The following is an 18,757-nucleotide window of genomic DNA, read 5'->3' as shown; positions in this document are numbered from 1 at the left end:
GGGTTTCCCCGGCGCCGCCGCAGTCGTTTGGGGTGGGCATTCATGCTCACGCGGTACGACGGTCGATAGCCGACACGCCTAGTCCCTGCGCGACGCCAGCCTCAAATGCGGCCGCGGCGCGCGCCGGCGGTCGCGCAACGGGCCGGCCGGCGCCGGCGCCGGCGCCGGCGCCGGTTCGGGCACGCCCTGCACCGCCTCGTCGAGGCGGAACGAGGCCACCGCGCGCGACAGGGTCAGCGCCTGCATCTGCAGCGAGCGTGCCGACGCGGCCGCCTCTTCCACCAGCGAGGAATTGCGCTGCGTGACCTGGTCCATCTGCACGATCGCCTGGTTCACTTCCGACAGGCCGCTGGCCTGTTCCGCGCTCGTCGAACTGATCTGGTTGATGATGTCGCCCACCTGCTGCACCGAGACGGCCAGCGTCGCCATGCTGCTGCCGGCCTGGGCCGCCCAGGCGGTGCCGCCCTCGATCTCGCCGACCGAGCGCGCGGCCAGTTCGCGGATCTCGCGCGCCGCCGCCCCGGTGCGCAGGGCCAGCGCGCGCACGTCGGCGGCGACCAGGGCGAAATCATACGCCCCGGCCCTTCCGCCCTCGCCCATCCGGGTCGAGGCCAGCGCCGCGTTGAGCGCCAGCGTCCCGGTTTCGATCGCGATCTCGTCGATCTGCGCGCCGATCTCGCCCACGCGGCGCGCGCTGCCCTTGACCGATTCCATCGTCGTCACCAGCCGGTCGACCACGTTCTCGCCCTGCAGCGCTACGCTGGAGGCCGACTCGGCCAGCCGGTTCGCCGCTTGCGCGCTGTCGGCGGTCTGGTGCACGGTGGCGGCCAGTTCCTGCATCGAGGAGGCGGTATGCTCGAGCGAACTGGCGCGGAAGCTCGCGCGCGTGCTCAGGTTCAGGTTGCCCAGCGCGAGGTCGCGCGAGGCCGAGCCGATCGAACGTGCCGACTCGAGGACGGTGCGCAGGGTAAGGTTCAGGTTGCGGATGCTGGCATTCAGTGCGCGCGAGGTTTCCGCGATCTCGTCGTTGCCGTCGACCAGCACCTTGACGGTCAGGTCGCCGCTGGCCAGGTCGAGGGCGGCAGCGCCGATGGCGCGGATTTCCGCCAGCAGGGTGCGCCGCACCGCCATCGTGATGGCGAGGGAGACGCCGATCGCCAGCGCCACCACGCAAGGCATGAGCCAGGCCATGGTGCGGAAGTCGGCGGCGGCGCTGTTCGACGCTTCCTGCGACAGCGCCTGCGCCAGCTCGGACAGCCCGTTCAGGCGCTGGGCGACCAGGGCGAAGGCGGTATCGGCGCGGCTCATGGCGCTGGCGCTGATCGACTGGTCGTTGCGCGCGATCTCGATCACGTCGCGCACCGCCTGCACGTACACCGCGTGCGCGGCGGCGGCCTGTTCGACGATGCGCCGTTCGGGGCCGCCGGCCGGCGTCATGCCGGCCAGGCGCCGCAAGCCGGCGGCAGTGAGCGCATGCTGCTCGTGGATCTCGCGGATCAGCGGCTCGGTGCGGCTTTTCGGGAAGCTGCCGCCGATCCAGGCATGCAGCCGGTAGACCCCGGCATGCCCGCGCTGGGCCGTGAAGGCGAGTTCGTTCGCCGTGCGCATGTGGAGCGCGCGCTGGCCGACGATGTCTTCCAGCGATGCGTTCTGGCGCACCATCGCATACCAGGCGCCGCAGGACAGGAATACCAGCAGCACCAGCACGATGGCGGGTGCGAGCAAGAGTTTGGGGCCGATCTTCAGGCGCGACAGCATGGTTCACCTCCCCTGGGCGTGGCGGGAAAACGGGCAATGTGCATGAGGGCCGCGAGAGCCGACAGTGTGCCCCGATGCGCGATATTTCCTTAACGCATTCGACCAATGTAGGCCAACAGCCAGGCCGTGCCATTGCGGGAAATCAATACCCGCCGCGCGGCGCCCTCTGCCCCATGCCTGCCGCGCCGGCCCGGCCGGACGACGTAAAAAAGGGACGCCGAAGCGTCCCTTGCCGTCAAGCCGGCCTCGCGGCCGCAGGGTCGGTGCGGTTTATTTGCCGCAGCCCAGCGCGGCAATGCGGTCATGGGCGGCCTTGGCCTGCACCAGGCCGAAGCCGTACTTGGTGTCGCGTCCTGCCGCACCCAGGTCGAGCGCGCTGTTGTTGAGCGAGGTGCGCATCTGGGCTGCGGTACAGGTCGGGAAGTAGCTCCACACCAGGGCCGCGACGGCCGAGACGTGCGGGGTCGCCATCGAGGTGCCGTCGTAGTAGGCGTAGCTGGAGGCCTTGACCGCCACGGTGGCGCTCTGGCCGAGCTGCTTCATCATCGCGGCGCCGTCGGTGTCGGTCGCGGTGACCGACGGGATCGAGGTCACGGTGGTGCCGAGGGTGCCGCCGAAGGCGCCCGCCACGTTGTTGTAGACGATGGCGCCGACGCCGCCGCTGTTCTGGCAGTTCGAGACCTTGACCGCGAAGTCGATCGTGCCGCGCTGGATCAGGCAGACCTTGCCCGACACGGCGGTGTTGACCTTGTCGCCGATGCCGAAATCGGCCAGGGGCGCGGTGGCACTCTTGAGCGGCGAGCCTTCCATGGCGCCGGCCTCGTAGTTCACCCCGCCCACGCTGAGGGCCGCATCGATGCCGCCGCCGGTCGGCACGGTCGAGAGCACGCCGACGCCGGGACCGGCCAGTTCGACGCTGCTGTTGTACTGCGAGAAGCTCGCCCACTGCTTGTTCTCGTCGACGGCGCCGATCATCATCACGCTGGCGTAGCCGGCCGGGTAGGACACGACGCGGTTGCCGTCGTTGCCGGCAGCTGCCAGGCTCAGCACGCCCTTGGCGTACAGAGAATCGAAGGCCTTCTGCTCGGTGGTGGTCTTGCGGCCTCCGCCCAGCGACATCGAGATCACGTTGGCGCCGGCGGCGCCGCACTTGTTCGCCGCCGAGGCCAGGGTCGAGGAATAGGCCCAGCCGTCCTTGCCGAACACTTTTACGATGTGCAGCTTGAGCTGCTTGTTCGGGGCCACGCCGACCACGCCGGTGCCGCTGTTATTGATCGCGGCAATCGTCCCGGCCACGTGGGTGCCGTGGTGGTTCTCGTCGGTGTACCACCAGCCGGTGCCGGCATCGTATTCGCCGGTGACGACGTTGCCGGACAGGTCTTCGTGGCTGCGGTCGTAGCCGGAGTCGATGATGCAGACCATGCGGTTGGACGCCTTGGCGTCGGACAGCTGGTCGGCCTGGACCTGCTTGATGCCGTACGGCACCAGCTGGCCGGTCGCATACGGGGTGCCGGTCGAGGGGCTGGTCAGCGCGAAGGGACGGCGCACCGCGTCCTCTTCGATGTATTCGACGTTCGGGTTGTTCTCGAGGCCTTTCAGGGCCACGTTCGGCACCTCCACGGCCATGGCGTTCATGCCGAAGATCTCGTGCTTGACGGCGCCCTTGGCGGCCATCACCTGCGATTTCACCTTGGCCGCCGCACCCGGCTTGAAGGCCACGATGACACGCGTGGTGTCGGGCGGCGCGGCCTGGGCGCTGCCGAAGACGCCGGCGGCGCACAGGGCGGCCAGGCAGAGGTTGAGGGGTTTCGATGCGCGAACGTCTTTGCTTGCCATGGTTTTTTTCTCCGTATTGATGCTGATAGTCATGCCCGCGCCGGACCGGCGGCGGGCTTGTTGTCTCCACTCACATCGGAATGCATGTGCTCAAGCAGTGTATTGCAAAAATACATTTGCATACATATATCTCTTCAATAGTGTGATCAAAAACGGACTCGACCGTAGGGTGCGCCCCCCGTGCGCACGCGGGGCGGTGCGCGGTCATTGGCGTTGCGGGCATTGGGTGGAAGGGCCGGCGCAACGAAAAACGGCCGGCATATCGCCGGCCGTTCCTGTGAAGCTGCTGCTTCGCTCAGTGAAACTTAGTCGAGCTTGGCCGCGTGTTCGCGGGTCGCGTGGAAGGTCAGCTTCGGCCAGCGCTCCTGGGTCAGGCGCAGGTTGACGCCCGATGTCGCCAGATAGGCCATGTTGCCGGCCGCGTCATAGGCGACGTTGTGGCCGAGCTGGGTCTCGAAATCGGCCAGCGACTTCTTGTCGCTGGACGATACCCAGCGCGCGCTGCTGATGCTCGATCCTTCGAATACGGCGTCCACGCCGTATTCGTTCAACAGGCGGCTCGCCACCACTTCGAACTGCAGCACGCCGACCGCGCCCAGGATCAGGTCCGAACCGAGCACCGGTTTGAACACCTGCACCGCGCCCTCTTCGCCCAGCTGCTGCAAGCCTTTGTGGAGCTGCTTCATCTTCAGCGGGTTGCGGATGCGCACGGTGCGGAACAGGTCGGGCGCGAAATACGGGATGCCGGTGAAGGTCAGCATCTCGCCTTCCGAGAAGCTGTCGCCGATCTGCATGTTGCCGTGGTTCGGCAGGCCGATGATGTCGCCCGCGTAGGCTTCCTCGACCTGCTCGCGGGTCGAGGCCATGAAGGTGACGACCGACGACAATTTGACTTCGCGTCCGAGGCGCAGGTGCTTGACCTTCATGCCCTTCTCGAAGCGCCCCGAGCACACGCGCAAGAAAGCGATGCGGTCGCGGTGGGCCGGGTCCATGTTGGCCTGGATCTTGAATACGAAGCCGCTGAACTTCGGTTCTTCCGGCTTGACGGCACGAACGGTGGCGTCGCGCTCGCGCGGGGCCGGGGCCCAGTCGACCAGCGCCGAGAGGATCTCGCGCACACCGAAGTTGTTGATCGCCGAACCGAAGAAGACCGGGGTCTGGATGCCGGCCAGGAAACGCTCCAGGTCGAACGGATGCGAGGCACCGTGGACCAGTTCCACTTCCATTTTCAGCTGTTCGATCTCGAGCGGGAACATGGTCGCCAGCTTCGGATTGTCGATGCCCTTGATGATCTCGAAGGCGCCGTCGGCCTTTTCCTCGCCGGCCTTGAACAGCATGATCTCGTCCTTCAGCAGGTGGTACACACCGCGGAAGTTCTTGCCCATGCCGATCGGCCAGGTCACCGGCGCGCATTCGATCTTCAGCACCGATTCGAGCTCATCCAACAACTCGAGCGGGTCGCGCGTTTCGCGGTCGAGCTTGTTCATGAAGGTGACGATCGGCGTATTGCGCATGCGGCAGACGTCGAGCAGCTTGATCGTCTGCGCCTCCACGCCCTTGGCCGCGTCGATCACCATCAAGGCCGAGTCGACCGCGGTCAGCACGCGGTAGGTGTCTTCCGAGAAGTCCTGGTGGCCGGGCGTGTCGAGCAGGTTGATCACGTGGTCGCGGAACTCGAACTGCATCACCGAGGAGGCGACCGAAATGCCGCGCTGCTTCTCGATGTCCATCCAGTCGGAGGTCGCGTGACGCCCGCTCTTGCGGCCCTTGACCGTGCCGGCCAGCTGGATCGCGCCCGAGAACAGCAGCAGCTTCTCGGTCAGCGTGGTCTTGCCGGCGTCCGGGTGGGAGATGATGCCGAAGGTGCGGCGGCGCGCCACCTCGCCTGCAATCGCGGCGGACGGCTTCTCGGCCGCAGCCGCCGCAATACTGTCGGTCGAATCGGGGGTAGGTACTGCGGTATCGGTTGCCATAGTCTCGGCCAAAGCGGTGGGTCCTTGCAAAACCCTCGATTTTACCGGGTCCGCCGCCCCTTGTGTGAGTCCTCTCGTAATTTCGCCCCTTGCACACGGGCTTGTCAGGATTCCGTCAGGAAACTTTCAGCGAAATGACAGCTTAGTTGTTTATACTGAGCAACATTATTCAACGCGAGGAAATGCCATGAACCGATCCCTGACGAGTCGCCGCAGCGCGCGCGCCGCCGGCTTCAGCCTGATCGAACTGCTGGTCGCCGTCGCCATCGTCGGCATCCTGGCCGCGGTCGCCTACCCGGCCTACGGCAGCTACCTGGTCAAGAACAGCCGCGCCGCAGCCCAGGTCTACCTGATGGAGGTGGCCCAGGCCCAGAGCCAGCACATGGCGGACTCGCGCAGCTATGCCACCACCGTGGGGGCCCTCGGCGTCAATCCGCCGGCCAAGGTATCGGACAAATACGCAATCGCGATCGCCGTGCAGGACGGACCGCCGTCCACCTTCACCGTCACCGCCACGCCGCTTGCCGGCGGCTCGCAGGTGGCCGATGGGGCGCTGTCGATCAACAGCGCGGGCACCCGCAGCCCGGCCGCGAAATGGTAAATCCGTCCCGCGCCCGCGGTTTCACCCTGCCCGAACTGCTGACGGCGGTGGCCATCGTCGGCGTCCTGGCCTCGGTCGCCGCGCCGGCCTACTCGTCGATGATCGCCTCGATCCGCGCGCGCAGCCTCGGCAGCGACCTGTACGCGGCGTTGTCGCTGGCCCGCAGCGAAGCGATCAAGCGCAATGCCGAGGTGAGCCTGGTGCCGGTCAGCGCGCGCCAGTGGCAGCAAGGCTGGAGCATCCGCGACCCGGGCAACTTTGCCCGCAAGCTCGACGACCATCCGGCCGTGGCCGGCGCGACCGTCGCCGGTCCGGACAGCGTGGTCTTCCTGCCCAACGGCCGGGTCAGGAACGGGGCCCGCCCGGCCTTCGACATCAGCGTCGGGGAGAGCCAGCGCCGCTGCATCAGGGTCGACCTGTCCGGACGCCCGAACCAGAGCACTGCTGCCTGCTGACGCCATGCGCCTCCTTCCCTCCCCTCATGTCCCCGCCCACGCCCGCCAGCGCGGCGTCAGCCTGGTCGAAGTGCTGGTCACGATGGTCGTGCTCGCCTTCGGCCTGCTCGGGCTGGCCGCCTTCCAGACCAAGGCCCAGGTCGGCTCCATCGAGTCCTACCAGCGCGCCCAGGCCGCCGTGCTGCTGCAGGACATGCAGGCCCGCCTGAGCGGCAATACCCCGCAGGCGGCCAGCTACGTGACCGACACGCCGCTCGGCACCGGCAACACCATGGGCATCGACTGCAGCGCGCAGGCGGCCGGCAGCGCGCGCGACAAATGCGAGTGGAACGCGGCCCTGAAGGGCGCGGCCGAGCAGCGCGACGGCGTGCTCGGCGGCGCCATGCAGGGCGCGCGCGGCTGCATTACCCAAGTCCAGGCCGAGAACACCGCCGCCGGGGTCTGCACCCCCGCCATCTACCTGGTGAGCGTCTCCTGGCAGGGCATGCACGCCACGCTCGCCCCGTCGCACGCCTGCGGCAAGGACCTGTACGGGGCCGACACCAACCGCCGCACCATCTCGGCCCGGGTCGCGGTCGGCCTGCCCGCATGCATCTGAGGAAGCACATGACCCGACACCCTGTCCCGCCGCGCGCCGCGCGCGGCTTTTCGCTGGTCGAACTGCTGATCGCGGTGGCGATCGGGCTGGCCCTGCTGGCCGGCCTGTCGGCCATGTTCGTCAAGAACACCCGCGCCCAGGCCGAGATCGAAAAGGCCCATCGCCAGGTCGAGAACGGCCGGTATGCGATCGACCTGCTGGCGGGCGACCTGCGCAACGCCGGCTACCTCGGCGAATTCAACCCGACCGTGCTGCCGGCGCCGGCCGCGCTGCCGCCGGCCTGCGCCGGCACCCTCGACGAGCTCAGGGCCGGCCTGGCGCTTGCGGTCCAGGGCGTGGACGGCAACGCTGCCGGCCTGAGCTGCCTGTCCGATGTGCGTGCCGGCACCGACGTGCTGGTGGTGCGGCGCACCTCCACCTGCGTCGCCGGCAGCAGCGGCTGCGAAGGCACTGCCAGTGGCGGCCCCTTCTTCCAGGCTTCCTTGTGCAACAACGCGAGCGAGCTCAATTCGCCCAACGTCACCGACTTCTACTCGCTCGCGCTCGGCACGGGCGGCCTGACCCGTCACGGGCGCGACTGCACCGCGGTAGCGAACAGCGGCACGCCGGCCGCGATCCGGCGCTACCGCACCCATATCTATTTTGTCGCCAACAACAACGTGGACGGCGACCGCATCCCGACGCTCAAGCGCGCCGAACTGGTCAGCGACGGCACGACCATCGACTGGAACATCGTGCCGCTGGCCGAGGGCATCGACAACCTGCAATTCGAATATGGCCTCGACCTGGCGCCCGCCACCTTCGGCGACGGCGTGGCCGACCTGACCACGGCCAACCCGGCCACGGCCGCCGGCTGCGCGGCGGCCGCCTGCGCAGTCGCCAACTGGCGCAGCGCGGTGGCGGTCAAGGTCCACGTCCTGGCCCGCAACGCCGCGCCGACCACGGGCCACGTCGACCGCAAGACCTATGTGCTCGGCCTGAACGCCGACGGCGGCAGCAACGAGATCGGCGCGGCCCGCGACGCCTACAAGCGCCACGTTTTCCAGTCGCTCGTGGCGCTGCCCAACCCGGCCGGAAGGAGGATGCCATGAGCATGACTGCGCAGCGCCGCGAAACCGGCATGACCCTGATCACCGCCCTGATCATGCTGGTGCTGCTGACCCTGGTCGCCCTGACCAGCTTCAACCTCGGCAAATCGAACCTGCAGATCGTCTCCAACATGCAGCAGCGCGACGAGGCCGCCGCCGCCGCGCGCGAGGTGATCGAGGAAACCATCAGCAATACCCGCTTCTTCGTCACGCCCAGCCACATCCTGGCCAATCCCTGCAACGGCGAACCGAACCGGCGCTGCGTCGACAGCAACGGCGACGGCAAGACCGACGTCAAGGTGGCGATCGAAAACAAGCCGAAGTGCGTGGTGGCCCCCTTGATCCGCAACAGTTCCCTCAACATGGCCAATACCGAGGACGCCACCTGCAGCATGGGCAGCAACCAGAGCTTCGGCGTGGCCGGCGCGGTGGACGGCAACTCGGCCTGCGCCGACAGCGTGTGGGAAATCACCGCCGTCGCCACCGACGTCGAGACCGAGGCCGAAGTCGAGGTCACCCAGGGTGTCGCGGTGCGCGTCGCGCGCGACGACGTGACCAATAATTGCCCTACCACGTGAAAGACCAGACCATGAACCGCAGCGCACGCCGCACCGCCATCCATCCACGCGCACTCGCGCTCGCCTGCGCCCTGGCCGCCGTCGCGCCGCTGGCCGGCGCCGACGACATCGACATCTTCACGGGCGCCTCGGCCGGCACCAAGATCAATCCGCGCGTCCTGATCGTGCTCGACAACACCTCGAACTGGTCGCGCCAGAGCCAGAAGTGGGCCAACAAGACCGCCCAGGGCCAGTCCGAAGTCAACGCCATCAAGCGCGTCGTGGCCGAACTCGACGGCAGCGTGAGCCTGGGCCTGATGGAATTCGTCACCGGCGGCACCGCCAACGACAATGGCGGCTTCATCCGCTACGCGGTGCAGCCGATGGGGACGGACGAGCGCGCCGCGATTTCGGCCCAGTTGACCACGATCCATGGGGGCATCAACAGCCCGGACGAGAAACGCAACGCGAACACGCCCTACGGCAACCTGATGTACGACGTGTACAACTATTTCGCGGGCGCCAATTCGTATTCGCCCGCGGCCACGCTGGCGAGCAAGGCCGACGTCAAGGGCTACACGAGCGCCTACTCGCGGTTCGCCTCGCCCCTGTCGGCGGACAACATCTGCGGCAAGAACTACGTCATCTTCATCGGCAACCCGAATTCCAGCGGCCCGAGCGCCGACAGCGCGGCCAACACGGCCAAGCTCACGGAGCTCAACGGCAGCGCCATGCCCCAGTTCGGCCTGCCCAACTTTGCCACCAAGATGGTCAGCACCGATACCACCATCGACGTCACGGCGCAATGCTACAAGGACCCGGCCAGCGCGGCGGTCGAGCTGCCCTCGTTCGCCGGCACCTGCGAGGACTACACGGACGGCTGCAAGATCGGCACGATCGCGGCCAGCGAGGCGGGCGTCTGCACCGCCGGCAAGAGCCGCTACAACGTGGTGGCCACCGACACCATCATCAGCACCACCCTGACCGGTTCCACCAGCGCCGACACCGGCCCGCGCAACGCCGACGAATGGGCGGCCCTGCTGCACACCCGCGGCATCCCGGTGCCCGGCACCACGGTCCGGCCCTCGGTGTCGACCTATACCATCGACGTCTACAACGCCCAGCCGAACGCGGAGCACACCTCGCTGTTGCTGGGCATGGCCAAGGCCGGCGGCGGCAAGTATTACGCGGCCAAGAACGAAGAATCGATCGTCGCCGCGCTCAAGGACATCCTGATCGAGATCCAGGCCGTGAACAGCAGCTTCGCCTCGACCAGCCTGCCGGTCAACGCGACCAACCGCTCGCAGAACGAAAACCAGGTGTTCATCGGCATGTTCCGCCCCGACCAGGATGCCAAACCGCGCTGGTTCGGCAACCTCAAGCGCTACCAGCTGATCGATACCCCTACCGGGCTCGACCTGGGCGACGTGGCCGGCAAGCGCGCCGTCAATCCACAAACCGGTTTCGTCACCCCTTGCGCGCAAAGCTACTGGACGAGCGACAGCACCAGCAGCGACGGCAAGAGCGGCTACTGGGCCGGCATGGGCCTGACGCCCGACCCGGCCGGCAACTGCGACATCGCCGGCCCCAACAAGTATTCCGACGCGCCGGACGGCCCGTTCGTGGAAAAAGGCGGCGCCGCCCAGGTGCTGCGCCAGGGTAACGTCGCAGGCGGCACGGGGAATGCGGTCAACCGCACCATGTACACGCAAAGCAGCGGCGCGCTGGTGCCCTTCTCCTGGGCCAGCGCCTACCTGGACTCTGCGCTCGTCAAGTTCGTGCGCGGCGAAGACGTCAACGGAGAAAAGGCGATCGGCAGCGGCACCCGCCCCTCGATCCACGGCGACGTCATCCATTCGCGTCCGCTGCCGGTGAACTACGGCACGAGCGGCGTCACGGTCTTCTACGGCGCCAACGACGGCACCTTCCGCGCGCTGAACGCCGATACCGGGGTCGAGCGCTGGGCTTTCGTGGCGCCGGAATTCCTGCCGCGCCTGTCGCGCCTGAAGAGCAATTCGCCGCTGGTGGCCTACCCCGACATGGCGACCCCGGAGGGTCCGGCACCGACGCCCAAGGACTACTTCTTCGACGGCTCGACCGGCCTGTACCAGGACGCCACGAGCAGCAAGGTCTGGATCTACCCGACCATGCGCCGCGGCGGGCGAATGATCTATGCGCTCGACGTCACCAGGCCGGGAGAACCGGTCTTCAAGTGGAAAGCCGGCTGTCCCAACCTCGGCAACGACACCGGCTGCACCGAAGGCATGAGCGGCATCGGCCAGACCTGGTCGACCCCGGCCGTCGCCTTCATCAAGGGCTATTCGGCCACCAGGCCGGTGGTCGTGGTCGGCGGCGGCTACGACCGCTGCGAGGACGAGGATCGCGCGAGCCCGAACTGCGGCGCCACCAAGGGCGGCATCGTCTACGTCCTCGACGCCGACACCGGCGCCGTCATCCGCTCGTTCGCCACCGAGCGCTCGGTCGCGGCCGACATCGCCATGGTCGACATCGACAACGACGCCTTGCCCGACTACGCCTATGCAGCCGACACCGGCGGCAACCTGTACCGCATCGACTTCACGGATGGTCCCTCGACCCGCAACGCGCTGGCGAGCAAGGACTGGACCAGCCGCAAGGTGGCGCGCACCGCGGGCGGCGGGCGCAAGTTCCTGTTCGCCCCGGCCCTGCTCGCGTCGCAAGGCAAGGTCTTCGTGGCGCTGGGCAGCGGCGACCGCGAGCATCCGCTGTACAGCCACTATCCGTACGCGAACGTGGTGAACCGCTTCTATGTCTACAAGGACGACCTGGCGGCAGTCTCCGCGCCCGCCCAGGACCTCGACGCGCTGGCCGATTACACCAGCCAGAATTCCTGCGACACGCCGCGCGTGCTGCCGTCCAACGACCTCAAGGGCTGGTTCATGAACCTGAACCAGTACGGCAAGGGAGAACAGGTGGTGACCTCGGCCCTGATCGCCGGCGGCATGGTGACCTTCAGCACCAACCGCCCGATCGAACCCAAGGCCGGCACCTGCTCGACCACCCTGGGCGAAGCACGCGGCTACTGGGTCAACCTGCTCAACGCGGCCGGCGCCATCAATACCCCCGGCGCCTGCGGCGGCATCCGTTCCTCGACCTTCGTCGGCGGCGGCCTGCCGCCCTCGCCGGTGCTGGCCAGCGGCGTGCTGGTCGACGGCAAGGCGACCACGGTCGTGATCGGCGCGGTACAGAAGGGTTCGGACGGCGCTGCCGGCGCCAGCGTCGCGATCGCGCCGCAGCGCATCCGCCCGGCCATCAGCTCCAAGCGCAAGCGCACCTATTCCTATACGTCGGAAGCGCGCTAGGGGAAAGCGACCGTGAACACGGCGCCGCCCCCGGGCGCCGTGCCCAGCTTCACCGCGGCGCCGTGCAGGTCGGCGATGTCGCGCACGATCGCCAGGCCAAGCCCGCTGCCGAGCGTGCTGCCGCCTTCGTCCAGGCGCACGAACCGCTCGAACACCTGCTCGCGCATGGCCGCCGGGATGCCCGGTCCGTTGTCCTCCACCCGCAGCAGCGTCTCCTCCCCATCCCTGCCGCAGCTGACCGTCACCCGGCCGCCACGCGGCGTGTAGCGCAAGGCGTTGTCGACCAGGTTGTCGACCAGGTCGCGCAGCAGGAAGCGGTCGCCTTGCACCGGCGCCGCTTCCAGCTCGAAGCCGAGGTCGATGTCGCGGCTGGCGGCCTGCTCGACAAAGGACTGGATGGCGTCGGCCACCAGCGCCGCCAGGTCGAGCGGCGCCAGGCGCAGGCGGTCGAATCGGTTCGGCTCGGCACGCTCGAGCGAGAGCAGCTGGTTCGTCTGCCGGATCAGGCGCTCGTTCGCGCCCAGCATCAGCTCGACCGAACGGCGCGTCTCGGGGTCGGCGGCATGGCGCGCGGCCAGCCATTCGAGCTGCAGGCGCAGGCCGGCCAGCGGCGTGCGCAGCTGGTGCGCCACATTGGCGCGGAACTCGTCCTGGGCGCGGGCGCCGGCGGCGATCCGTCCCAGCAGGTTATTGAAGGCATCGACCACCGGCGCCAGTTCGCGCGGCATGCCGGCATCGTCGAGCGGCGCCAGGTCGGCGCTGCCGCGGGCGTCGAGGCGGGCGCGCAGGCGGGCCAGCGGCGCCAGGCCGTTGCCGACCGAGAACCAGACGAGCCCGACCAGCGCCAGGCTGAACACGACCTCGAGCAGCACCAGCGAGCGCACGATGGCGGCGCGCACCTGCTGGCGCGCGCGCACAGTACGTGCCACGCTGACGCGCTGCAGGCCGTCCGCGCCGGCGAGCTCGTCGACCGCCACCCGCACCGGCTCGCCGTCCAGGGTGGCGTCGTGCATGCCGGCCCTTCGATAGGCCGGCAGCGCGGCGGCGCCGGCCAGCAGGCGCCCGTCGGCCCCATGCAGGGCGGTCCAGGTCGCTTCACCAAGATGGTCGTCCGCACCGTCCGCATCGTCCGCACGCGCGGCGCCGGCCAGCGCGGCCGGCCCCCCGGCCCGCACCCGCTCCGCCAGTCCGGCCGCGGCCGTGCGCAGGCCCTCGTCAAAAGCGAGCTGGGCCGGCGTCCAGGCCAGCAGGTAAGTCAGCGCCGCGGCGCCCAGGTTGACCAGCAGGATAGGGCCGACCAGCCACTTGAGCAGGCGCAGCCGGATGCTGCCGGTGCCGCCGCCGATGCCGCCGATCATCCCGCCGTTCACGGTGCCGCTGCGGCTTCCAGCAGGTAGCCGAAACCGCGGATGGTGCGCAGCGACAGGCCGGCGCCGTCGAGCTTGAGGCGCAGGCGCGATACATAGACTTCGACCGCGTTCAGGGTCAGGTCTTCGCCCCAGGGGGCGATGGTGTCGATGATCTGCTGTTTCGATACGACCCTGCCCGCCTGCTGCAGCAGGTATTCGAGCACGGCCCATTCGCGCGCCGATAGTTCGAGGGCACGGTCGTGGATGCGCGCGCGGCGCGCGCCGGAATCGAGTATCAGGTTGCCCAGGGCCAGCACGGCGCTCTTGGGCGCGTTGCGGCGCGCCAGCGCGCGGATGCGCGCGACCAGCTCGGGCGTTGCAAAGGGTTTCACGAGGTAGTCGTCGGCCCCTGTCTCGAGGCCGCGCACCCGGTCTTCGACGGCGTCGCGGGCAGTCAGCAGCAGCACCGGCGTGGTGTCGCCGCGGGCGCGCAGGCGGCGCACGACTTCGAAGCCATCGATGCCGGGCAGGCCGATGTCGAGCACGGCGACAAGTGGGGGATTACGCTGGAGCAGCAGGTCGGCCTGGAGCCCGTCGCGGGCCAGCTCGACCTGCATGCCATGGCCCTGCAAGCTACGGATCAGGCCGTCAGCAAGGACGGCATCGTCTTCGACAAGTAGGACAAACATGCGCGCAAGGAGAATTCAGGGATGGTTTGGAGCAAAGGCAGGGCAGCTCAGGCCGCCATTATGCGCCAAAACCTTGCGCTGGCTACACAAAATGCCTGTTTTAGCGCATCTCTCCCAGTAGGACTGGACTGACAAGACACCATGCATACAGCCTACACGGGGGCAACCCCAAGTCTTATGTTCGCCAACGGACTATAGCTTTAATGTACACACATCGCGATGAGGCAGTGTCAGCAGTCTCGGTAAGTCGCCCTTGATGCAATAAGTGAAGATAAGAGGACAGAAAATGAACAACGCTCAACTCGGTGGTGTCACGCAAAAAACGCAATCGGTTTCCCGGATTCCTGCAAGCAAAGAGGACATCAAGCCTGCGTCCCGTCCAGTTGTCAGTGTCAGCGGCACCCAGCAGAACGAATTGCTGGCCGCCCTCCCGCGCCAGGACCTGGAAACCCTGTTCGAGCACCTGGAACTGGTCCCAATGCCATTTGGCAAGGAACTGTTTGAGTATGGCAGCAAATTGGAATACGTGTATTTTCCAACGACGGCAATCGTGTCGCTGCTGTATGTGATGGAAGACGGTGCTACCACCGAGATCGCCGTCGTCGGCCACGAAGGTGTCGTCGGCGTGTCGCTGTTCATGGGTGAGCGTGCCATGTGCAGCGCCGTCGTCCAGAGCGCCGGCTACGGCTACCGCCTGAAGACCCAATACCTGCGCGACGCCTTCATGAAAGGCGGCGCCCTGCCCCAGCTGCTGATGCGCTACACCAACGCCCTGTTCGCCCAGATGGCACAGAACGCCGTCGGCGGCCGCCACAGCTCGATCGAACAGAAGCTGTGCCGCTGGCTGCTCGACCGCCTGGACCGTTCGCCAGGCAACGAGCTGAAAGTGACCCAGGAACTGATCTCGATCATGCTGGGCGTACGCCGCGAAAGCATCACCGCCGCCGCCGGCAAGCTGCAGGACGAAGGCCTGATCCAGTACCGCCGCGGCAACATCACGGTGCTCGACCGCGCCGGCCTCGAAGAATATGCAGGCGAATGCTACAAGGTCGCCAAGACCGAATACGACCGCCTGTTGATGGATGTGGCGCGCTAAGCCAGCTGCCTGACGTTGCTGTCCTGATCATCGAATCCCGCCGCCGGCCCTGCCCGCGGCGGGATTTCCTTTTCCTGGCAAGCCGCGCCTGCTTCCCCGGTGCCACCGGCCTCGGCCAGCGGGATGCGCGCCCGTACGCAGGTGCCGATATCGTTGACCCCGCGGCCCACCTCGAGCTTCCCGCCCAGCAACAGGGCCCGCTCGCGCATCCCCAGCAGGCCGTGCGACTTGGCCCGCGTGAACGCGTCCGGGGCGATGCCGACGCCGTCGTCGCTCACCTCCAGTGCGATCGTCTCACCCTCCCGCTCCAGGTGCACGATCACGTTGCGCGCCCCGGCGTACTTGGCGATGTTGTTCAAGGACTCCTGCACGATCCGGAACAGCGCAATCGCATGCATGGGGCCGGCGTCGTCGATCTCGCCCTCGACCAGCACGTCACAGTCGAGGCCGGTGACGCGGGCATAGTCGCTGCAATAGCTCTGCAGCGCGGCCGACAGGCCCAGGTTGTCGAGCAGGCTGGGACGCAAGTCTTCGACGATGCGGCGCTTGAGCTGCACCGTGTCGACCAGGGTGGCGCGCGCCCGCGCCAGCATTGCCGCCAGTTCCGGGCGGCTGCTGCGCAATTGTTCGGCCACGCTGTTCAAGTCCATGCCGATCGCGGTCAGGTTGGCGCCCATTTCGTCGTGCAATTCGCGCGCCAGGCGCGACTTTTCCTCTTCCGAGACATGGATCAGGTGGCGCGACAGCACGGATAGCTGCTCGGTACGCTTGGCCACCGTCGATTCGAGTTCTTCGTTGACGGCCTGCAGGGCGTGCTCGGCCTGCGCACGCGCGGCAAAACTACGCTGGATCAGCCGGTAGAACAGCAGCAGCACGATAATCGCGGCGGCATTGATGCCCAGGCCGAGCAGCACGGCGTGGCGGTATTGCTTATAAAAGGTATCGCTGTAGGCGTTCAGCAGTTCGTTCTGCTCGCTCAGCATGATCACGACCTGCAGCCGGATCTCGTCGCTGTCGCCATCATTGGGCGCACCGGTAATGGTCAGGATTTCCTTCAGGCCACCGTCGCGGTAGATCGCGAGGGCCTGGTTCATCATGTCGAGCTGGCGCATGACGAGCGTGCGCAGTTGCGCCAGGTTCTTTTGCTGTGACGGATTGTCGGCCAGCAGCTCCTTCAAGGTGCGCAGCTGGTTCTCGATCTGGACCGGGGCGCCCTGCACCGCGCCCAGGTAGGTCGGGTTATCGGACAGGAAATAGCCGCGCATATTGCTTTCGGCGTCGGTCACGAGCAGGTTCAGGTGCTGCAGCTCGTCGGTGACGCGGGCGGTCTGGTCCTGCAGGCTGTTGGCGGCCTTCAGGCCGTCGAGGTTGCGCAGCAGGCTGAAGCCGTTGGCCAGCAGGATCAGCACGCAGACGGCGCAGATCAGGGTTTGGTACCAGGGCAGGCTGCGGCTCCGGGAAGGAACGGGATCGCTGGTGAAATACATGTGTCGGATTCCTTTCGCGCAACTTACCGGACAAGCCCCAGATTATAGACCTGTCCGTACGGAAATGCTGCACAGCGGCATGTACGGTGACGGGGGTGTTACAGGAGGAAAGCGGTGCCGCTTCCGCGCGGCCGACGGCGGGAGCGGAGGCCGGGCCGGGCGCCTTGCGTTGACGTGCACGCGGCCGGGCGGCCGCGGTGCCGGCTCGAATCGCCGGCCAGGGCGGACGCCGGGCGGCGTCCGCAAGCCTGCTAGTCGAGCAGGTTGTTCTTCATGGCGTAGTAAGTCAGGTCGCTGTTCGACTGCAAGCCCATCTTTTCCATGATGCGGGTACGGTAGGTGGACACGGTCTTGATCGACAGCGACAGCGCGGTGCCGATATCGGAGACGGTGGCACCCTTGGCGAGGCGCAGGAACACCTGGAACTCGCGGTCCGACAACTCGGTGTGCAGCGCCGTGTTCGGGTCGCGGTCGAAGCTCTGCGCCAGCAATTCGCCGACGGTCGAGCTGACGTAGCGGCGGCCCTGGAACACCGTGCGCACGGCTGTCTTGAGCTCGTCGGCATCGCACTCCTTGTTCAGGTAGCCGTTGGCGCCCATCTTGAACAAATTCAGTGCGTACTGTTGCGCCGGATAGCCGGAGAGGATCAGCACCGGCAGGTTCGGCTGGCCCTGGCGGATGGTACGCAAAATGTCGATCCCGCTCTGGTCGGGCATGGCGATGTCGAGCAGCAGGACGTCGCAGATTTCGCGCCGCGCAATATCGAGCGCTTCGCGGCCGGTGGCCCCTTCGGCCACGACCTCGAAGTCGCCGGACGACGAGAAAATCTGTTTGAAGCCTGCTCGAACTATCTGGTGATCGTCACAAATGGCAACGCGTATCATTGTCTTCCCTTAAATTTTCCTGGCACAGGAAAGAGCCGGTAACATTTGCCCGGCTGTCATGCGTTGATCTACTTAAACCGCATGTAACATTTTAGCACTCCGACGCCCATCTACAACAGGCGCACGAATGCTGGGCTAACTGAACCGTAACGAAACCGCTGCGGCGCAACGCCGGCAGGCCTTGTTGCCCTGCCCGCTTGCGTCCGGGCCGGCGGATCATGCTCTTCAGGCCGGCTGTTGCACGCCTTGTTTTAGCAGCGCAACGATGTCCAGCAGTTCTTCGCGCAGCTTGACCACGTCGACCGTCGGCGCCTCCTCGACCTGGACCGGCTCGATGCCGCCGGCCAGGGCGCTGGCACGATTGTCGAGCCGGTTACGGGCCCCGCTGATCGTGAAGCCCTGTTCGTAGAGCAGTTCGCGGATGCGCCGGATCAGGAGCACCTCGTGGTGCTGGTAATAGCGGCGATTGCCACGGCGTTTGACAGGCTTGAGCTGAGTAAATTCCTGCTCCCAGTAGCGCAGCACGTGCGGCTTGACGCCACACAAATCGCTGACTTCGCCGATCGTGAAGTAGCGCTTGGCCGGGATCGGCGGCAGCGCGGTCAATTCAGTCTTGTTGGGGCGGTCGTTCATGGCTCACTTATCTTGGCGCTCAGGCGGCGCGCGCCAGCGAAGACGGCGGCGGGCTGGTTTCTTCGACCATGCCCTTCAGCTTCTGGCTGGCGTGGAAAGTCACGACGCGGCGCGCCGTGATCGGGATCTCTTCCCCGGTTTTCGGATTGCGGCCCGGCCGCTGCGGTTTGTCGCGCAACTGGAAGTTGCCGAATCCCGACAGCTTGACGGCCTCGCCGCGCTCGAGCGCGTTGCGGATTTCGTCGAAGAAAGTTTCGACCATGTCCTTGGCTTCGCGCTTGTTCAGGCCGACCTGCTCGAAGAGCAACTCGGCCAACTCGGCCTTGGTAAGGGTCGGCAGGTCCCGCTCGGCTTCCTTGCGGACCCGTGCCACCTGCATCGCGCGATGCAGGTCGGCCGCCAGAGCCTCCTG

16 protein-coding genes are annotated in these 18,757 nt (G+C 67.1%); 7 read left to right on the top strand and 9 right to left on the bottom strand.

Going from position 1 to position 18,757, the window contains the following annotated elements; all coding sequences use genetic code 11:
• Positions 1-78: 78 nt before the first annotated feature.
• The 3 genes from ACFPAH_RS03275 to ACFPAH_RS03265 all read right to left on the bottom strand — a co-directional run bounded on the left by ACFPAH_RS03275 (position 79) and on the right by ACFPAH_RS03265 (position 5,567).
• Entirely contained in the window at positions 79-1,758 is a 1,680-nt protein-coding gene (locus ACFPAH_RS03275) for a methyl-accepting chemotaxis protein (RefSeq protein ID WP_379740561.1), read from the bottom strand.
• Positions 1,759-2,028: 270 nt separating this feature from the next.
• Positions 2,029-3,594 (bottom strand): S8 family serine peptidase, encoded by a 1,566-nt coding sequence (locus tag ACFPAH_RS03270; protein WP_379740558.1) that lies wholly within the window; start codon positions 3,592-3,594, stop codon positions 2,029-2,031.
• A gap of 305 nt (positions 3,595-3,899) precedes the next feature.
• Positions 3,900-5,567, bottom strand: a complete 1,668-nt coding sequence (locus ACFPAH_RS03265; RefSeq protein WP_379740555.1) for a peptide chain release factor 3 — start codon at positions 5,565-5,567, stop codon at positions 3,900-3,902.
• A gap of 187 nt (positions 5,568-5,754) precedes the next feature.
• Between ACFPAH_RS03265 and ACFPAH_RS03260 the strand changes: the two genes are divergently transcribed.
• From ACFPAH_RS03260 to ACFPAH_RS03235, 6 genes are read left to right on the top strand one after another with little or no spacing between them, the layout of a single operon-like run.
• Positions 5,755-6,168: a type IV pilin protein gene (locus ACFPAH_RS03260; protein ID WP_379740552.1), complete on the top strand. Its 414-nt coding sequence runs from the start codon at positions 5,755-5,757 to the stop codon at positions 6,166-6,168.
• Positions 6,162-6,623, top strand: coding sequence for a GspH/FimT family pseudopilin (locus tag ACFPAH_RS03255; RefSeq protein WP_379740548.1), 462 nt, complete (start codon positions 6,162-6,164; stop codon positions 6,621-6,623). The genes ACFPAH_RS03260 and ACFPAH_RS03255 overlap by 7 nt, the downstream gene beginning before the upstream one ends.
• Positions 6,624-6,627: 4 nt before the next feature.
• The gene (gene pilV, locus ACFPAH_RS03250) at positions 6,628-7,221 is read left to right on the top strand and encodes a type IV pilus modification protein PilV (RefSeq protein ID WP_379740545.1); all 594 of its coding nucleotides are present in this window, start codon (positions 6,628-6,630) and stop codon (positions 7,219-7,221) included.
• 8 nt (positions 7,222-7,229) lie between these two features.
• The gene (locus tag ACFPAH_RS03245) at positions 7,230-8,312 is read left to right on the top strand and encodes a PilW family protein (RefSeq protein WP_379740542.1); all 1,083 of its coding nucleotides are present in this window, start codon (positions 7,230-7,232) and stop codon (positions 8,310-8,312) included.
• Positions 8,309-8,887: a hypothetical protein gene (locus ACFPAH_RS03240; RefSeq protein ID WP_379740539.1), complete on the top strand. Its 579-nt coding sequence runs from the start codon at positions 8,309-8,311 to the stop codon at positions 8,885-8,887. Before ACFPAH_RS03245 ends, ACFPAH_RS03240 begins: the two co-directional genes overlap by 4 nt.
• A gap of 11 nt (positions 8,888-8,898) precedes the next feature.
• Positions 8,899-12,207 carry a pilus assembly protein gene (locus tag ACFPAH_RS03235; protein ID WP_379740536.1) on the top strand — a complete coding sequence of 1,103 codons (3,309 nt, stop codon included), beginning with the start codon at positions 8,899-8,901 and terminating at the stop codon, positions 12,205-12,207.
• Here the strand turns inward: ACFPAH_RS03235 and ACFPAH_RS03230 are convergent.
• Together ACFPAH_RS03230 and ACFPAH_RS03225 are read right to left on the bottom strand one after the other, a co-directional pair.
• Positions 12,204-13,577, bottom strand: a complete 1,374-nt coding sequence (locus tag ACFPAH_RS03230) for an ATP-binding protein (RefSeq protein ID WP_379740533.1) — start codon at positions 13,575-13,577, stop codon at positions 12,204-12,206. The two genes, ACFPAH_RS03235 and ACFPAH_RS03230, sit on opposite strands and share 4 nt — an antisense overlap.
• A complete protein-coding gene (locus ACFPAH_RS03225; RefSeq protein ID WP_379740530.1) occupies positions 13,574-14,245 on the bottom strand; it encodes a response regulator transcription factor in 672 nt (223 codons plus the stop codon). Before ACFPAH_RS03225 ends, ACFPAH_RS03230 begins: the two co-directional genes overlap by 4 nt.
• 286 nt (positions 14,246-14,531) lie before the next feature.
• On the opposite strand from ACFPAH_RS03225, the gene ACFPAH_RS03220 reads away from it, so the two are divergent.
• The gene (locus ACFPAH_RS03220) at positions 14,532-15,341 is read left to right on the top strand and encodes a Crp/Fnr family transcriptional regulator (RefSeq protein ID WP_379740527.1); all 810 of its coding nucleotides are present in this window, start codon (positions 14,532-14,534) and stop codon (positions 15,339-15,341) included.
• On the opposite strand, the gene ACFPAH_RS03215 is transcribed toward ACFPAH_RS03220, so the two are convergent.
• The 4 genes from ACFPAH_RS03215 to ACFPAH_RS03200 all read right to left on the bottom strand — a co-directional run bounded on the left by ACFPAH_RS03215 (position 15,338) and on the right by ACFPAH_RS03200 (position 18,724).
• Complete coding sequence (locus ACFPAH_RS03215) at positions 15,338-16,828, bottom strand: CHASE3 domain-containing protein (protein ID WP_379740524.1); 1,491 nt, start codon at positions 16,826-16,828, stop codon at positions 15,338-15,340. The two genes, ACFPAH_RS03220 and ACFPAH_RS03215, sit on opposite strands and share 4 nt — an antisense overlap.
• 251 nt (positions 16,829-17,079) lie before the next feature.
• Positions 17,080-17,712 carry a response regulator gene (locus ACFPAH_RS03210; protein ID WP_379740521.1) on the bottom strand — a complete coding sequence of 211 codons (633 nt, stop codon included), beginning with the start codon at positions 17,710-17,712 and terminating at the stop codon, positions 17,080-17,082.
• A gap of 225 nt (positions 17,713-17,937) precedes the next feature.
• Positions 17,938-18,345, bottom strand: coding sequence for a MerR family transcriptional regulator (locus ACFPAH_RS03205; RefSeq protein ID WP_379740518.1), 408 nt, complete (start codon positions 18,343-18,345; stop codon positions 17,938-17,940).
• A 19-nt stretch (positions 18,346-18,364) separates the two neighbouring features.
• On the bottom strand, positions 18,365-18,724 hold the full coding sequence (locus tag ACFPAH_RS03200; protein WP_379740515.1) for an integration host factor subunit alpha: 360 nt from the start codon (positions 18,722-18,724) through the stop codon (positions 18,365-18,367).
• Positions 18,725-18,757: the final 33 nt, after the last annotated feature.

The sequence above is a fragment of the Massilia sp. GCM10023247 genome (assembly GCF_042653325.1).
Taxonomy (GTDB): domain Bacteria; phylum Pseudomonadota; class Gammaproteobacteria; order Burkholderiales; family Burkholderiaceae_D; genus Telluria.
The sequence above is the reverse complement of the archived record's forward strand: the minus strand, read 5'-3'. Positions and strand labels throughout refer to the sequence as shown.

Bases quoted from the DNA above. Each gene is read 5' to 3' on its own strand.
- ACFPAH_RS03275 (WP_379740561.1), bottom strand. From the start codon at position 1,758: ATGCTGTCGCGCCTGAAGATCGGCCCCAAACTCTTGCTCGCACCCGCC.
- ACFPAH_RS03270 (WP_379740558.1), bottom strand. From the start codon at position 3,594: ATGGCAAGCAAAGACGTTCGCGCATCGAAACCCCTCAACCTCTGCCTG.
- ACFPAH_RS03265 (WP_379740555.1), bottom strand. From the start codon at position 5,567: ATGGCAACCGATACCGCAGTACCTACCCCCGATTCGACCGACAGTATT.
- ACFPAH_RS03260 (WP_379740552.1), top strand. From the start codon at position 5,755: ATGAACCGATCCCTGACGAGTCGCCGCAGCGCGCGCGCCGCCGGCTTC.
- ACFPAH_RS03255 (WP_379740548.1), top strand. From the start codon at position 6,162: ATGGTAAATCCGTCCCGCGCCCGCGGTTTCACCCTGCCCGAACTGCTG.
- pilV (WP_379740545.1), top strand. From the start codon at position 6,628: ATGCGCCTCCTTCCCTCCCCTCATGTCCCCGCCCACGCCCGCCAGCGC.
- ACFPAH_RS03245 (WP_379740542.1), top strand. From the start codon at position 7,230: ATGACCCGACACCCTGTCCCGCCGCGCGCCGCGCGCGGCTTTTCGCTG.
- ACFPAH_RS03240 (WP_379740539.1), top strand. From the start codon at position 8,309: ATGAGCATGACTGCGCAGCGCCGCGAAACCGGCATGACCCTGATCACC.
- ACFPAH_RS03235 (WP_379740536.1), top strand. From the start codon at position 8,899: ATGAACCGCAGCGCACGCCGCACCGCCATCCATCCACGCGCACTCGCG.
- ACFPAH_RS03225 (WP_379740530.1), bottom strand. From the start codon at position 14,245: ATGTTTGTCCTACTTGTCGAAGACGATGCCGTCCTTGCTGACGGCCTG.
- ACFPAH_RS03220 (WP_379740527.1), top strand. From the start codon at position 14,532: ATGAACAACGCTCAACTCGGTGGTGTCACGCAAAAAACGCAATCGGTT.
- ACFPAH_RS03215 (WP_379740524.1), bottom strand. From the start codon at position 16,828: ATGTATTTCACCAGCGATCCCGTTCCTTCCCGGAGCCGCAGCCTGCCC.
- ACFPAH_RS03210 (WP_379740521.1), bottom strand. From the start codon at position 17,712: ATGATACGCGTTGCCATTTGTGACGATCACCAGATAGTTCGAGCAGGC.
- ACFPAH_RS03205 (WP_379740518.1), bottom strand. From the start codon at position 18,345: ATGAACGACCGCCCCAACAAGACTGAATTGACCGCGCTGCCGCCGATC.
- ACFPAH_RS03200 (WP_379740515.1), bottom strand. From the start codon at position 18,724: ATGCAGGTGGCACGGGTCCGCAAGGAAGCCGAGCGGGACCTGCCGACC.